Genomic DNA, 15,772 nt, shown 5'->3' on the forward strand with positions numbered 1-15,772 from the left:
TTGAAATATCCCGATAAAGTGATTTTTTTAACAAAAAATTATGCTTTCAATAGGACTTCTGCAAGCATTTCTGAATAAAAGTTAAATGGAATTCTTATTTTATCTTTACTATTTTATAATCAATCTTACCTAAAAAAAACTCCCTTAAAAAAGGGAGCCATTACTAAACTATTATATTTTTCAACTGTTACATTAGTCCTGCTTCAAACACCAATGAAGTATTTTCGCAATATTCTTCGCGTCATCCACCCCTCTGTGGTGCGTCCCTTCAAGCTTAAGATTCAGCTCACCTAAAGCTCTGCTCATCCCTACACTTTTTCTGACGGTAGGATGTAGCTGCCCGAACAATGTTTTCACATTGATATGGTCATCGCTCAGCGGATAATCCACATTGAATCTTCTGGCCTGATTCTGCAGCATATTCAGGTCATAATTGCCGTAGCTTGCCCAGGTCAGATCTTCAGAATCGTATTCTGCTCTCAGGATATCCATAGCGTCTTCCAGTAGGACCCCTTCATCATCCAGCATGTTCTGTGTTATGGAAGTCAGTTCTGTACAAAATGGACTTACCTTTGAGTACTGTGGCTTCACTAAGATGCCTTCATTTTTTGAGACCTTACCGGTTGCAGCATTCATAATGCATACACCGATCTCGATGATCTCGCTTTCCTGGCCTCTGGGCGGTCTGTCGTCCCAACAAGTGGCTTCCAGGTCTATAATTAATATATTTTCTGTTGTTTTCATTTGTTTAAATTTTAATGTTTTTTAAAGAGGGAAGATGGGAGAGGGAAGATGGAAGTTCATACTGGACATCATTCACTTATGGCATCCTACTTCTTGCTTCCCTCTTCCTACTTTCTTTTTACTCCAAAATCTTCTGTAAAATTTTGGCAGCATTGTATGCATCGTCTGCACCGCTATGGTGATTTCCTTCAAAATCCATTTTCAGGTATTCCAGAGCTCTTTTCAGGCCTATCATTTTATGGAGCCTGAAATGCTCTCTGAATTCTTCCATTATGTTCAGATATTCTCCACCAAAAGGAATTTCTATTCCGAGCCAGTCGCACTGTTCAAAAATCTGTTCCTTGTCGAAGTTTCCAAAACCTGCCCAAGTAAGTACTGAAGGATCATATTCATCCAAGATCTTTTCACAGGCTTCTTCAAAATAGATTCCTTTTTCTTCGATGAGCTGTGGCGTGATTCCCGTCAGTTTTGTACAGAAATCATTGATCTCTGATCTTTCGGGAATTACATAAATGCTCTGTTTTTGGGAAATGGTTTTTGATTTTAAATCCAGCTTGCAGATTCCTATTTCTATAATATCTACCTTCTGCCCTATGGGAATCCTGTCATTTTCCCAGCAGGTAGCTTCTAAATCGATGATTAATATTTCGTTGGTTGTGTTCATGGTTTTTTTTGTAAAATGTATAAAGTATTGAAGTTAAATGTATAAAGTACAATGTAAAAAGTATAAGGGCCGGTATCATTACAATGCCGCCACTCATTACTCATTACTCATTACTTATAAATTACATATGATCCAAAGACTCGAATGGCCGCTCTGAAAATTTTATAATATTAGCGTGCCCAAAATGATGGTCCGCTGTAAAAAATATATTAGGTTTCATTTGTTTAATAATTTGTTTGTTTAATTTTCGCGAAATGCTTTATAAAAAGCAGTTTCAATTTCAATAACATCACTTTCCATATATCTTCTCGAAAAGTGAATGGGAATGGCTTCTTTCACCTGACAGTCCTTCATGATCTTTCCTGATGCAGAAGCAAAACTGTGATAATTAATTTTGGCAAACTCCTGGTCAGAATCTTTATAAAAACTCTCGATATATATCAGATCTGCTTTGTTGAAGACATTTTTTATCTTTTCATAATTTTCTTCCTTTGCTGCATGATCCATGATGACACCAAGCTTATAACCTGGATTAAGGGTCAATAAATGAAAAAGATCAGATGCTTTGTACACTGTTCCTTCCATCTCAATTTCCTTATCAGAATCATTCTTTTCAAAAGCTGTTTTCAACTCGCTGATCCACTTTCCTTTTTTGAAGCCGGAAGCCTCTTCATGAAAGGTCACTGAATCTTTTTCTTTGAACAGATAAGCAATGGAATCTGTTTTATGATCCAGAATGGCAAAATCTACTTTTACCTGATCGTCTTCAAAAAGGAAGTTCTGCGTCTTTACCAATTCCAGGTTCCAATAGGGCGGACGGAGCATGTAAACGTTGATTTCTTCAGGAGAAATAATCTCCCGGATCTCATATTCAATGGCCTTTTCGTCGATCAGATTCCAGGTGTAAGATTTTAACCGTGCTTCAATCTGATGATGGATATTTTTAGGTCCGCAGATCACCACTTTTTCTCCGCTACCAATCTGATGTCTGAAAATTCCGTCGAAATTTGAAAAATGGTCAATATGGGTATGGCTGATAAATACTGCCGAAACGGACTGTATTTCTTTCACCGTCAGCAAGCTGGCCTCACCGCAGTCACATAAATAATGCTTTGCTGAATTTGTAATTTTTATTAATATACTGATGTCTTCTCTCAGAAGACTTTTTATTTCTGCCTGTATCATTGTATTAGTTTTTAAACATAAAAAAGTTCCGGTAAAATATACCGAAACTAAACTTTAAGAGTCATGAACTCTTCTTTTATAAAATCAACCACTAAAGTATTCAACTTTTTATTGATTCTTTTCTGTTCATCTTTTTCCACGGTACTGAAAGCCTCCGGAAAGTCCTTCCCAAAGTCTTCCAAAATGTCCTGTGCAAAAAGACCTATGATTTTGCCTACTATTTTAGGTTCAAATTCTCCAACTTTGCTCACCACATTATGCAACCTGTTGGCCGTAGCATATTTTTGGATCTCTTCCCAAATATGCTGAGCATTTTCAGAAAAATCTGCCGGTTTTTGAACGTGTTTGTGTTCTTTTCTAACCATTTTAGACTTTTCTACCCATTTTTCATTCTTGTTTTTAAGAATGACTCTTGCTCCATTTCCAAAATATTTGGTTTTCAAAGTTTTAACAATAGTTCCTTCACACGTATTATTTTCAATTTCGGGTAAGCCTAACCAGCCCGGAATTTTAGAATCAAATACATTCGGGAACTTCAAAGCTTCTTCCAAGCTTCCCTGGAACAAAATTTTAGCATAGAAAAATCCGGTTTCCTCAAAAATCTGATTGACCCGATCTGTATCCAAATAAGTAACTCCGTTCAACTTGATATCGAATCCATAAAATTCGTTGTGAGGTACATATTGAATGTCTTTTTGAACTTTTATAGCATCTTTTACGGGCTCTACTTCCTTATGTTTGTAGCCACCACCAAATAATTCACCGTAGATCACTACTGTTTCCAATTCCGGATGAATGGTTTTCACTTTTTGGAACAAATCAATTACATTTTTTCTGTAACGTTCTAAAATATGGTGTGCATTGTAGAATTTTTCATCCTTTTCAATGAAGGCGGTTCTCTTCGCGATTTTAATTTCCTTTCCATCGGTAAAGAAAGAGAAATTAGCCCCGTGAACCTTTTCCTGCACGATGAAAATCTCATCCCCAAAACCCTGCAACCTGATCTGATCGATCACGCGGGCCTGGTAAGCATTTTCTATAGAGTTATATGTTTTGAAAATCATTTTTTTAGTTTTTTTAGTTTTTTTAAAGCTTAGAATATTTCCTGCAGACTCATCATTTTTAACTTCTTCCTTTCAGTCATCTTTGATATTACGATTATGCAAAGTAAAAAAACAATGACGCAATCTTTTTGCGCTGATCTAAAAATGTTGATTACAACTTTTTAAAATTTTCCAAAAGGCTTAGAATATTCTTCTTTCCTACCGGATTCATGGAATGACAGTAGAATTTGGGCAGGTCTAAATAATTATCCATACAATATTCTATCAACCATTTGGCACAGTCATAGCCTGTTTTTTCAGTATATTCCTGAGAATCGGGTTTCAGATAATGCTGATCTGCCAGGTCATGGTCAAAAGAAATTATTTCCGGAAGTCCTTTTTCCACTATTCTGTTGACAAACTGCTCGTAATTCCGAACAATATGCCAGTCCTTTCTGAGGAAAATATCCTGTCTGGTATAATGATACGCTTCGATCGGGTATCTTATATCATCCAGAAATAATAGTCTTTTTGTCATTTCCATTGTTTTATTTTTTAAGCCCGAAAACTTATGTTAACAATTATTTTTTTTAAACCATCATATCAGCACAATTGGAACTTGCGAATGCATACGGTTTTGCTTTAAACACATATCCCATTCCCAGAATATATCCCATAGCATCTTTCAATGCTGTGTTTGATTTAAAATCAGGGTCGGTATTAATGTCTGCGTGTACCTCCATTTCCACACCATAATCATCCAGAATGGCACAGATAGCGTAAGCAATTTCTACGGATCTGTTGACCTCATTCAGCATTCGTTCTTTGATACTGATCTTCTGTATTTGTCTTTCTTTTCTGATAAAGGTAAACGCTCCTTTTCCCTCACGTACAAATACTACTGCTGTAGCATAGCTGATCGCTTCGCCGTAAACGTGGGAATCTGAGCCCACACATACCTTCAGGCGGTGACCGTTAGCCTGTTCGCGGATGATGGCTTCTTCTACCAGCTGTGTGATAGGTTTTTGGAAAAAATTTCCTTTCATATTCTGCCATACTTCTTGTTGCGTTTCCATTTTTTTACATGTTTTAAATTTGTTTAAATATTAATTTTTGAATCGTGAATTGTCAATTTTAAAAATTCACTTATGTAGCAAAATTCACCATTGACCATTCACTTTTTTGCACTCCGAACCGGATTCGAACCGATACCATCAGTTTTGGAGACTGAGCTGCTCCCATTACACTATCAGAGTCTTTTTTATAATTGATGAATGATGATTGATACTATCTTGTAATCATCATTTATGTTTTGGTGGAACAGACAGGAATCGAACCTGTACCTCTAGTTTTTCAGACTAACGTGCAACACCTTGTACACCACTCTTCCGGGTTTTTATTATTGATAAGTGATCAATCATTTTTAAAAACGTAAATTTTTATCAATGATAATTTATCATTCATCATTTATGAATTAAGGTTGGAGAAGGCTTGTACTTATATAAACTATGCCTGTAGTTTGTGTTTGTAAGATCTTCTGCGCTCGACAAACCTTTCTCTTTCCTGTTTTTCTGTGAATGATCGTATCAATTTATTTCTCAATCTGAACTTTCATGGTATTAATCATTCATTATTGACTTCTGACCATTCACGTCTGTACTCTATAAGGGAATCGAACCCTTATCCTCTGCTCGAAAGGCAGGCGTCCTAACCGTTAGACGAATAGAGCATTTTAAACCAACTGACCAGGAGTCGAACCTGAACAACAAGAGTACTTTTCCTGCATGCTGCCCTTACATTATCAGCGGTTTTTGTGGAAGCGGTAGGATTCGAACCTACTCAGCAATAAAGCAACAGATTTACAGTCTGCCCCGACTCTCCAACTCCGGCGCGCTTCCCAGTATAATGAGTAATAGGTAATAAGCAATTAGTAATGAGCAATTTCTAACTTCTAATCTCTAATTTCTAATCTCTAATCTCTAATTCCTATTTGAAGAAAAACAAAGCCTGTCTTAATTTTTTGTTTGATATAAGAACTTCTTCGCCCGACAAACTTTTACTTTTTCTTCTGAACTAACTAATTTTTATAAATGATATATGATTACTGATAGTTGATACATGATCCGAGATTTACAACTCTCTGCCACTTCTAATTTCTAACCTCTAACTTCTAATTCCTATTTTGAAGAAAAACAAAGCCTGTCTTAATTTTTTGTTTGATATAAGAACGTCTTCGCTCGACAAACTTTTACTTTTTCTCCGGAACTAATCTCATTTTAGTTATTTGAGATGGCTATGGGATTCAAACCCACTCAGCTTATGCAACGGTTTTGCAGACCGCCCCGACTCTTCCACTTCGGCGAACCATCAGATAGGATTATAAATGATAATTGATAATTGATGATCGATAGTTGATAGTGAATTTACACCCCTCCTAACTTCTAGTTTCTAACATCTAACTTCTCAATAAAAAAAGAAAAAGGCTGTCGGTATTTTCCATATTTGGTGTAAAGATCTTCTGCTCTTGACACACCTTATTTCTTCTCTTTTGAAACAATTAACATTTAGTTATCTGCGATTCCGGAAAGATTCGAACTTTCAACTTCCGGTTTAACAGACCGGCGCTCTACCATTGAGCTACGAAATCAATAATTGATTAATGATGTTTGATCAATGATAATTATTCGACGTACTATCATTTCTAATCTCTAACATCTTTTGTAATTCCGGAAGGACTCGAACCTTCAACCTTCGGTGTATCAGACCGATACTCTAACCACTTGAGCTACGAAATTGTTTTTTTTGTGTGTGAATGGTCAATTGTCAATTCGTTTTACTGTCGATTTTTAAAAATTCACTTGCAACGTAAAATTCACTATTCACCATTCACTTTTGCACCTGCAAAACTTGTCTGGAAAGCAAGATTCGAACTTGCGACCTCCCGCGTCCAAGACGGGTAAACAACCACCGTTATCTTTCCAGTTTTTCAGGTTCAGTTTCCAATTTCTTTTCCGGGAGACAGCCGGAGCTAAAATGTTCTTTGAACCTTGCGGTCTATGCGGGAATCGAACCCGCAGTGCCCAAGAGACAGTCGGGCAGATTAGCCTTTACCTCAATAGACCTTTTTTGTAATTCTGAGAGGGATCGAACCTCTACCCTTCGGTTTAGAAAACCAACGCTCTATCTAATTGAGCTACAGAACTATTTTGTAATCCCAGAAGGAATTGAACCTTCAACCCCCGGTTTAAAAGACCGGTGCTCTGACCAATTGAGCTATGAGATTGTTTTTTTAATGAATGGTCGATTGTCAATTCGCTTTTCTTGTCACTTTAAATTGACCATTCACACTTAACAAGATTTATTATTCCTATTTATTTTGGGGTATCTCCGGGGATCGAACCCGGTTCTCCGGTTCCACAGACCGACGCTTTACCAAATAAGCTAAAGAAACCATAAAAAAAGCACCTCTTTTCGGGAGGTGCTGTATATATTTTGACGTGTCAGATCACTGAGACCTACGTATATAAGCACCTTTTATCTATAAATTCACTATCCAGAATACATGCATATCCTTTCGGCTCCTGTCCGTGTAGTCTTGAATACTGATTAGATATGTTATGTAATTGTTTCATTATATTCTTGTTATTTAAAAAGTTTTTGAATCCTGAAAACCTGTTGCTTTCAATTTTCGGTTGCAAAGTAAGTATGAAATTTTTTAATCTGCAAATTTATTTTTCTTTTAATCAATTGATAATCAATAGTTTATATAGCAATTTAAGCATATAGAATAACCGTCCGCAATATCCTGCGGATCTCTTAAATACCTAAATGACTGTCTCTCATCGGGTTACTTATCACTCTTATTTATCGTATTAAATTGACATTGTTAATTAAAAATTGTTTGTTTGTATGGTTATTTTTTTTCATTCTAAATAATTTATGGCCTAAAACACAAGAAACGCCTCGAGTTATCGAGGCGTTTCTGCGGTATTTTGTTTAAATTCTTACGGGTTTATTGTAAATAATTTTCAAAGTAAGCACATTTCGCCTCATTCCATATCATCCATTCGTATCCGAATAATCCTTTTATTGAAGGGCTATCGCATAGATTTACATTGATATGTGCTCTTTGTAGTATCATAATTTTCTGGCGCAAAGATATGAAAAATTGTTTTTCAGTAATGAAAATAATATTTTGCTTCACTAAGTTTAAATGTGAAAATTGTTGAATTAAGGGGTTTTAAGACGGTAGCTTCGAGTACCTCAGCCACCCTCTATTTTATCGGTAAGTGATTTCCTGTACTCTTTTAATTCTTGAATTTTTAAATCCTTTAAATTTTTCAATTCCTCAACATCTTATTCCTTCCCGTTTTAAACCTTGAAATATCTTTTAGGATCACACTGTCATCGGGATTAAAATATTTCAGTTCATTAATAATTTCAGATCGGGTTCCGACTTTTTCTGCAATAATTTCATACGCAATACTCCGTGTTACAGGCTGTAGCTTAGGATCTTTTTTAAACTCATGTTTCATCGCCTCAAGGTAGATGGTCTTTTTATAGGAAGGGGTTTTCTGATAAAGTTTTTGAATTTCCGTCTCTAGTTTTCCGACATCAAAAACATTGGCAAAATAATTATTCAGACAGTTGAATGCATCTTTATCTTCACCCCATCCTTTCAGCAATATTTTTTGAGCTTCCTCAGGCTGTTCCATTTTCTTGCTGTACACCAGAGAAGCTTTTACCATTTGACTGTTGGCTGTATAGTCATCTACAACCATTTGATAATAATTATGAGCATTATTGAGATCGTTGAGTTCCTTATACAAATCCCCTACTTTTTCTTTCTGCTGCATTTCTTTGTACAGATCGATGGCTCTTTTGTACTGTTTTGCTTTTTCATAGCATGATGCAGCTTCTGATTTATTGTTTAGTTTTTTAAGATACACCGCTGCCGCTTCATTGTAGAAACCTCCGTCTTCCAGTGTTTTCGCCCCGCGGAAATTATCCTGAAGCAAATTCATATATACTTTTGCTGCTTTTTTGTAATCTTTTTCAGCGATATATTTTTCAGCAAGTTCTTCGTATTTACTTCGGATCCGGTCAAACAGGGAGGCTTCAAGATAGAAATTCCCACCCCCGGAACCTCGTTTGCCGGAATTATTCCTGTTCTGTTCTTTGTCTTTTAAAGCAGTAATAATGATCAAGATAATAAAGGCTACCACAAGGAAAATCGCCAGCGTCCCTACAACACTCCAAAAGCTTTCGTGGAATAACTGTGCGGCAATCCCTATGATCTTAAACACCGCCAGAATCATAAATGCGATCAGGAATTTGTCTATAAATTTCTGTTTATTCATCGTTGTCAGGGTTTAAAATGGTTTTGTCTTCGCTGAACAGTCGGTAAAGAAGAAGGATCACACAGATCACCAGCATCCATACAAACCAGTTGTATCCGAACATCTTTATCAGTGGATAAAACAGATACACCAGCATGGCAACAAGAAATACCGACAAAATAATCTTCACCCAAAGCGGAACACTGTCTCCACCAAGGTTTAATGATTTCCTTTTGAAGATGAAAGAATAAATTCCTACAGCTCCAAACATAAAAATCACAAGGTACAGGATATCTGAAACTTTTGTTTTTTCAGGGGAACTGCTGTCATCGGACTCGAGCTTTCCTATTTTTGAATCTTTAACGGGAGTTGGAGGAAGCTGCATCATATCAAGCGTTCCATACAATCGACCGAGAGAATCTGCCATGAGTACCTGTTTTTTCTTTAAAACAAATTTCACCACTTCTCCGTTCACATGCTCTCCCTTACTATACTGTTTCAGTGAGTCTGAAATGCGACGTTTCATGGTGGCTTCCTGCTGAACCAAATGTTTCGTTATTTTTTTTGAGTAAACGATTTTCAGAGAATCTCGGCTGTTCTGTTCCCTGCTGTTGAGTTTTTCAATGTCATTACCTACCTCACCCAGATTTCTGCCTCCGGATTTTTTATATTGTTCCCTTTCGTTTTTATCTTTTGACATGGCAGCTCCTGCGGCAGTATATTCACGGGACAATTTTTTTCTTGTTTTTCCGTAAATGGAATCAATTTTCATGTCAATATCCGTTACTCCGGATTGGTAAGCAATCATATCTGCCCGGGCTTGATCTGTCCCGTTCATAATTTTTCCGGATGAAACGAGAAAATCTTCTTTCAGGGTCCTGTCTTTATCAGAAGGCATAAAAATTCTGAAAAGTATAGCAATCACAACAACTGCCCAGAATATCCTGCGGAAATTTCGGGTTCCTACGGTTTCTTTTTTATCTCCGGAACCCCCGAACAGGGTACTCAGCCAGTTGTCTCCAAAAGTAAATTTTCCAAAGCCGTCCCCACGTGAAGTTCCCATAATATCCAATGGCACTCCCAGTTCTACAGCTCTGTCAGGATATTTCTCTATATATTTTAAATACTTTTCGATTTCTTTTTTATTCCCGGCCATCACTTTCTTCAGGTCAAAAGGCAGGTTTTTCATCCATTCTTCTTCGCTCTTAGGTTGCTGAAGGGCGGCCAGAATTTTTTCGTCGTCCATCTCAACTGTAAAGCTTTCAATATGCTGAGGCGTTTTCACCCCATTCGACGGTTTTCTTACTTTTCCCTGTGCTATGTCAGGTTCCTGTATCACAGAAAGCCAGTCTATTTCTTCTGTCAGTTTTACAAATCCAAACTCAGGATGCATGATCATGAGTTTTGCCCCCCCAGACTTCCAGTCTTCCGCATTGATCTTAGGATAAAATATAGTATTTTCAGGGATAAAAAGCTGATCATCTACACACTGGAAATACGCATTCCTTCCAATTTCCTGTGGAGCTTCATCAAGAAATACCAGCAAACATCCGTACAGAACATTCGGCTCATCTGCAGGAACAGCATAAGATTTTATTTTATTGAGATCTATTCCCAACATCTCCATTTCATGAAGCCATACCTTTGGTGAAGGATTTTTGATCAAAAGCCCTTTTTTAGGATATGTATTTTTCGGAAAGGGTTTTATTCTAAGCTCCATAATCCAAAATCTGATCAATAAACGCTGTTAAATATTGGGAATACATTTCTTCCAGGGTCTTTACTTTCAGCAAGGTCTGTTGGGGAAGATAATATTCCGAGCCTCCGTACTCGGTACCCGTAGCCAATGCAAGGAAACCATATTCTGTAGAGGGAATATAAAACGTAGGAATCCCGGTGTTGCTGCTTTTAAAGGTAAGCATTCCACGGGAATCTGTAATCACCTCACTGCCGTCCTGAAATGTAAATTTATTTTTGTTTTGCTCTGCAAGAATAGTAACGGTACATCTGTTTTTATAAAGATTCAGTGAGTTGTCATATAAACTGCACAATTCATTTCCTGAGATCACCAAATTATGATTTTCATTGATCCCCATTCTGTTGAAATTGCTGATGATCTTCATCCCGCTCCTGTTCAGTTTGGCAACTTCTGTTTCAGCTTTCGCAATGTTTTTATCTATTTCACGGTCCTCATTAAAAATGGATTCTACAGATATATTTCCTTCCAAATTGATCTTATAAAGAGAGGAATTCATTGGCTGATGCAGATAAAAACTTCTTCCAAAATAGGTTAGATGGTATGAGTTCGGAATATTAAGTCCTGTTATATTCAGTTCGGAATATTCTTTTGTAGTCAGATTCAGTTTTGAAATCAGTTTTTTATCCGGCTGATACTGGCAGAGAATAAACTGTTGCTGCCTGTTTTTTGCCAATGCAAACTGTCCTCTTGGTTTTACAGAAATATCTTCGATCAAGACTTCACATCCATGGTAGGTTTTGTAATAGTCATAGGAGTTTCGGTCATAATAATTATCGGAAAGATAGGTTTTAAGCAACTGCTTTTTTGAGCTTAAAATATAAAATTCACCTTCATATAAAAACTGGGCGATTTTATTGGATGGTGTTGGAAACAGGATCGGATAATTCTGTGGAAGATCCGTTTTCTTACCATTAACGGTAGTCGCTTTCAGCTTACGCTGAGGTGGGTTCGCCCACAATTCCTGAAGAGGAAGTTTTATTTTCTGGATATGTTTCCGGGCTCCTTTATGGTGTTTATAAAAATTCAGTTCGCCGTCTGAGTTTGTGGTGATCAGGAATTTAAGTCGGTCCCTGTTTTCGTGGATCACTTTCCTTACTTTTTCGTCAGCAAGATTTTCCTGATGGGTAATGAAGAAAACTTCAAGATCTTTCTCAGGATGCTCTTCGTTAAAAAACTTTCCCAGCGTTTCTGAAACTTCCAGAACCGGGCTCACCTGATTCAGGTTTTCAATAACATCTTCCGTTTTATCAAGAGATACCGGTAACCCTGCCTGCCCCAAAGCAAAAACCTTACATTCTGAATGGGCTTTTGGATGCCGGATCACTGCAATGGCCGATGCAAAGGCCAGCACTTTAGGTGTTCCCCAGTTTCTCAGGGAAGTATCAATTAAAATGATACGCTCAAAAATATTTTCCTCCGGTGGTATTTCTCTTTGAATGTAGAGTGCTTCATTATTCGCTATCCGGTTCATGAAAACTTCATCTTCATTGGCAAATTCAGAAAGCAGCATTCTGTGGAGATCCCCTTTATTTGCCATATCGGAAATTCCTCCAATGGGTTGTTCTCCGGGAGACAGATGACGCATAGGAATTCTCAGTCCGCTCCAGATTCTTTTGATGAGACTTCCCACCTGAAAGGTTTTCGGCTCTTCGATCAGCTGCTGGATAAAATCCTTATCCGTTTCTACAGTGGTTTCTTCCTCTACGACTTCATCATCCAGTTCAGGTTCATCAATGTGATCCCGCATGGCATCAACGATAGACTGTACGGTAGGAAATTTTTCATTTAACAGATCAAGTGCACTCAGGTCTCTGTTAATGGCGGACGGTCCTGCATATTTTTTCTCAGCACTTGCCGCCAGCATATGGGGTCTTTTGTAGTAGATCGTAAGAATCATTTCTGCTTTGCCGGGAGCCATTCTGTTGTGGGCATCCTGAAAAAGGGTCTGAAGCAATACAATTCTGTTCTGTCCGTGTTTATAGGCTTTATTTAGGGATTTCAGTCTTTCAAGAAACTCAATACTCTTGTCTGCTGTAAAATCAAAATTTCCAATGCTGTGAAAATTGGCGGTATGTTTCAGCGGGCCTACAAAATCTGTATAGCCGTCCTGCATCGCATATAAAACCATCAACAGTGCGCCAAACGGAGGCCATCCCTGTGGCTGAAGTTCTTTCAGAATCTCTATCACATAAGGTCTGTAGGCTATTGCCCCCACCCCTGGAATCGAGACAAGATTATGATCATGGTACCCGGAATCACCGGCGACATCCTCGTCGGTCTCCCACTCCCAAAAGTAGTTTTCGTATGACTGGAAATATTCGTTTAAATCCATTCTTTTGTTTTTTCAGTAAGGCGGAATGAGCTTACGGAAAGTTTCCGGAAATCATCTTTCTTAACGGGAAGATAGGTTCCGTCTTCGTTCCATAATAGCCATTTGTCTAAGTCTTTGTTATATTGCTGCTGCAACAGGGAACTCAAATTTTTAAATTCGAAATCAAAACCTGCAGGTAAAAGGTGACCGTCTCTTGTCCAATAGGTTTTTCCGGGCAGGCTCAGCAGCGGTGTTCCCAGAAACAATGCTTTATCACCAATGACCGTCCATTCTATATTTTCCAGTTTGAAATTCGGCTGTGCAGGAATACTGTCTTTAATTTCTGTGATTGTGCTTAACAATGCTACAGCAGGATATTCTTCATCCCCCGGTTTCAATCTAACCTCCACTTTTTCGCTGATCCCAAAATAATTATTATTAGAAGCAGGAAAAGTAAGACGCAGCGCTTTATCTATCGGTGACCAAAGCAAAGCCGTTCTCATTTTTTTGCTCGGTACCAATGCTTCTTTTTTAAACAGAAGTCCATCACGCAGTTCGTACAGGATACAAGCAGGCAGCTGCTGGATATCTGCGGATACAGCCTGTTCCTCTGTGAAACCTTTCAGCCACACCGTATCGTCGTCTGCTGCAATCTGAACATTCTTCCAATCGCGGATAGCGCCCAGAAAATCTTCGTCGGCCCAGGGAAGTTCTGCCCAGAATTCTTTTATACAGTTTGAAGGATCTTCTGCCATAAGCTTTCAATTTCTTGCTGGATATACTGTTTCTGTTCCGGATTTCTGATCCAGTCGCAGCGGGTCTGCAGGTATCTCAATTTATCTTTGATCACATTCTGTTCTTCAAAACTCAACATTCCGCTGTTCCATTTTTCCACAAGGATCTTTACATCTTTCATCACTTCCTCCGGATTCGGAGTTTTGTTCTGCATCGCCTGTGGATGGGATTTTGAATTGTCATCTTTTTCAATCGTTCTGTTGATGATTCCTTCCAGGATCTCAATCTGTTCTTCTGTATCCCAGATATGTTTCAGTACCCAAAGGTCGGATAGTACGGCTTCATTTCTTCCACAGATCAGGGCGCTGGCCGCGATCAGGTTCTGAAGTTTTACGGCTCTACGGTCTGAAATAGCAATTCCGGTATTTCTTAGGTTGATTATGGTATTTAAGTAGACTTCGTAGATGGGTCTCAGGTCTACTGTTTTACACAGGTTCTGAAGCTCCCTGATCTCATCTGCCAGAATTTCGGGAATATTTGTTTCCCCTTCGTTTTCGAGTTTTCTCCCGGCAATAAGAACTTGCTGAAGCAGCTCAGGATTTACATAATCGACATTAATTCTCACTAGAAAACGGTCAAATAATGCGTTCAAAGACTCATCTTCGGGAAGTACGTTACTAGCTCCTACAAACATCAAGACTGGTAGATGCTTTGTTTCCTTTCCTCTTTTAAAGATCTTTTCATTCAGAGCAGTCAGCAGTGAATTCAGGATAGCAGAATTGGCATTGAAAATTTCATCCAGAAATACCAGTGAAGCTTCCGGCATCATGCCTTCGGTGTTAGTAAGAAGTTCACCTTCTTTTAATTTCCGGATGTCAAAAGGCCCGAAAATCTCGTTCGGTTCTGTGAAACGGGTCAGCAGATATTCAAAGTTTTTACCGTCTTTCACTGTTTTTGACAATGTTCTTACGATCGCTGATTTTGCGGTACCCGGAGGTCCATACAAAAATGCGTTTTCTTTGGCCAAAAGACATATTCCCAGCAGATCTACGACATCATTTTTTCCTACGAAAGTATCTTTTACGTAGTTGAGAACGGTATTGAGTTTTGTAATATTTTGAGTCATTAGTATTTATTTAATGAAAAATCTTAATAATAAAAAATATATAAATCCACTTATGATAAGATTAATATAAAAAGTAAACGAGAGTTCCGGAAAAAAGGTATGTATTGAAATTAATCTTCATGGGCAACGATCTTTAAATCCCGCCAATATATATCTTTATGGAGCCCAAAATCTGCCATCAGCAATTTGTTAATATATGGAATTTCCGCCAGCGCATAAGCTTTCTTTTCTACAATCCTTTCAAGGTATAATTTTCTATAAACCTTATTCTGAAGTTCTTTTTCCCAGTTGACTTTCTCCAGATTAAGCGGATATCCAATCCCGGAATAATGAAATTGAGTGAGTATTTCTTCTAAGATTTTCACCAACGGGTCATAAGGATCTGCCGTTTGCAATACGGAGGCAATCTGTGGCAAAAATCTCAGTGATAAATCTGCAGATAAAATGGAAGAGATATCGGAACTTGATTTCAGTTTCGGAATCAGCTTATCCAGATCTTTTGCGGTGTTTTCACGAATGAGGTAGAGCTGTGCGCTATAGTACAGAATTTTCGCTCCCCAAACCGCAGCTTCTTTATCACAATTCATATCCGTAGATAAAAATTCCAGTCGCTCTTTTTCGAATTCTGCTTCAAAATAATCTCCGGCTTCCTGTTCTTCTTTTTTTGAGATTTCGTGAAGATTTGAAAAAACAGTGATAGATCCGCTGTTTCGCAGCAGTAAAATAGTGTCTAAAAATGGGGATCTGGTTTCCATCATCTAACAAAAATAAAATTTTTATGTGAATGATTGACAGTTCAATACTATTTATAATGTATAATTCATAAATATGTTGATTAAATTAATGATAAAGCTCTTTATTTTTCT

Annotated in this window: 12 protein-coding genes and 12 tRNA genes; all 24 read right to left on the reverse strand. The window is 37.8% G+C overall.

The window, feature by feature from the left end; all coding sequences use genetic code 11:
- Positions 1-192: 192 nt before the first annotated feature.
- Positions 193-744, reverse strand: a complete 552-nt coding sequence (locus NZD88_RS06155) for a 3'-5' exonuclease (protein ID WP_259828257.1) — start codon at positions 742-744, stop codon at positions 193-195.
- Between the two features lie 118 nt (positions 745-862).
- The gene (locus NZD88_RS06160) at positions 863-1,408 is read right to left on the reverse strand and encodes a 3'-5' exonuclease (RefSeq protein WP_259828262.1); all 546 of its coding nucleotides are present in this window, start codon (positions 1,406-1,408) and stop codon (positions 863-865) included.
- 240 nt (positions 1,409-1,648) lie between these two features.
- On the reverse strand, positions 1,649-2,593 hold the full coding sequence (locus tag NZD88_RS06165; protein ID WP_259828264.1) for an MBL fold metallo-hydrolase: 945 nt from the start codon (positions 2,591-2,593) through the stop codon (positions 1,649-1,651).
- A gap of 47 nt (positions 2,594-2,640) precedes the next feature.
- The gene (locus tag NZD88_RS06170; RefSeq protein ID WP_259828265.1) at positions 2,641-3,657 is read right to left on the reverse strand and encodes an RNA ligase family protein; all 1,017 of its coding nucleotides are present in this window, start codon (positions 3,655-3,657) and stop codon (positions 2,641-2,643) included.
- 151 nt (positions 3,658-3,808) lie between these two features.
- Positions 3,809-4,174 carry a cyclic-phosphate processing receiver domain-containing protein gene (locus tag NZD88_RS06175; RefSeq protein ID WP_394354155.1) on the reverse strand — a complete coding sequence of 122 codons (366 nt, stop codon included), beginning with the start codon at positions 4,172-4,174 and terminating at the stop codon, positions 3,809-3,811.
- Between the two features lie 52 nt (positions 4,175-4,226).
- Entirely contained in the window at positions 4,227-4,712 is a 486-nt protein-coding gene (locus NZD88_RS06180) for a ribonuclease H-like YkuK family protein (protein WP_259828272.1), read from the reverse strand.
- 109 nt (positions 4,713-4,821) lie between these two features.
- Positions 4,822-4,892, reverse strand: a tRNA-Trp gene (locus tag NZD88_RS06185).
- 57 nt (positions 4,893-4,949) lie between these two features.
- Positions 4,950-5,026, reverse strand: a tRNA-Phe gene (locus NZD88_RS06190).
- Between the two features lie 267 nt (positions 5,027-5,293).
- Positions 5,294-5,365 (reverse strand) — tRNA-Glu (locus NZD88_RS06195).
- Between the two features lie 85 nt (positions 5,366-5,450).
- Positions 5,451-5,534 (reverse strand) — tRNA-Tyr (locus tag NZD88_RS06200).
- Positions 5,535-5,923: 389 nt separating this feature from the next.
- Positions 5,924-6,005, reverse strand: a tRNA-Cys gene (locus NZD88_RS06205).
- Positions 6,006-6,211: 206 nt separating this feature from the next.
- A tRNA-Asn gene (locus NZD88_RS06210) sits at positions 6,212-6,283 on the reverse strand.
- A gap of 74 nt (positions 6,284-6,357) precedes the next feature.
- Positions 6,358-6,431: transfer RNA gene (locus NZD88_RS06215), tRNA-Ile, on the reverse strand.
- Between the two features lie 115 nt (positions 6,432-6,546).
- A tRNA-Pro gene (locus NZD88_RS06220) sits at positions 6,547-6,618 on the reverse strand.
- A 68-nt stretch (positions 6,619-6,686) separates the two neighbouring features.
- Positions 6,687-6,758, reverse strand: a tRNA-Asp gene (locus tag NZD88_RS06225).
- A 7-nt stretch (positions 6,759-6,765) separates the two neighbouring features.
- A tRNA-Arg gene (locus NZD88_RS06230) sits at positions 6,766-6,839 on the reverse strand.
- Positions 6,840-6,845: 6 nt separating this feature from the next.
- A tRNA-Lys gene (locus NZD88_RS06235) sits at positions 6,846-6,919 on the reverse strand.
- Between the two features lie 96 nt (positions 6,920-7,015).
- Positions 7,016-7,088, reverse strand: a tRNA-His gene (locus NZD88_RS06240).
- An 888-nt stretch (positions 7,089-7,976) separates the two neighbouring features.
- Positions 7,977-8,996, reverse strand: a complete 1,020-nt coding sequence (locus NZD88_RS06245; RefSeq protein ID WP_259828274.1) for a soluble NSF attachment family protein — start codon at positions 8,994-8,996, stop codon at positions 7,977-7,979.
- Positions 8,989-10,695, reverse strand: a complete 1,707-nt coding sequence (locus tag NZD88_RS06250) for a nicotinamide mononucleotide transporter family protein (protein ID WP_259828275.1) — start codon at positions 10,693-10,695, stop codon at positions 8,989-8,991. The genes NZD88_RS06245 and NZD88_RS06250 overlap by 8 nt, the downstream gene beginning before the upstream one ends.
- Complete coding sequence (locus NZD88_RS06255) at positions 10,685-13,066, reverse strand: hypothetical protein (protein ID WP_259828277.1); 2,382 nt, start codon at positions 13,064-13,066, stop codon at positions 10,685-10,687. The genes NZD88_RS06250 and NZD88_RS06255 overlap by 11 nt, the downstream gene beginning before the upstream one ends.
- On the reverse strand, positions 13,057-13,800 hold the full coding sequence (locus NZD88_RS06260) for a hypothetical protein (RefSeq protein ID WP_259828278.1): 744 nt from the start codon (positions 13,798-13,800) through the stop codon (positions 13,057-13,059). Before NZD88_RS06260 ends, NZD88_RS06255 begins: the two co-directional genes overlap by 10 nt.
- Positions 13,773-14,906: an AAA family ATPase gene (locus NZD88_RS06265; protein ID WP_259828284.1), complete on the reverse strand. Its 1,134-nt coding sequence runs from the start codon at positions 14,904-14,906 to the stop codon at positions 13,773-13,775. Before NZD88_RS06265 ends, NZD88_RS06260 begins: the two co-directional genes overlap by 28 nt.
- A gap of 110 nt (positions 14,907-15,016) precedes the next feature.
- Positions 15,017-15,664, reverse strand: a complete 648-nt coding sequence (locus NZD88_RS06270; RefSeq protein WP_259828285.1) for a hypothetical protein — start codon at positions 15,662-15,664, stop codon at positions 15,017-15,019.
- Positions 15,665-15,772 lie beyond the last annotated feature (108 nt).

It is taken from the genome of Chryseobacterium pyrolae, assembly GCF_025153485.1.
GTDB lineage: Bacteria > Bacteroidota > Bacteroidia > Flavobacteriales > Weeksellaceae > Chryseobacterium > Chryseobacterium antibioticum.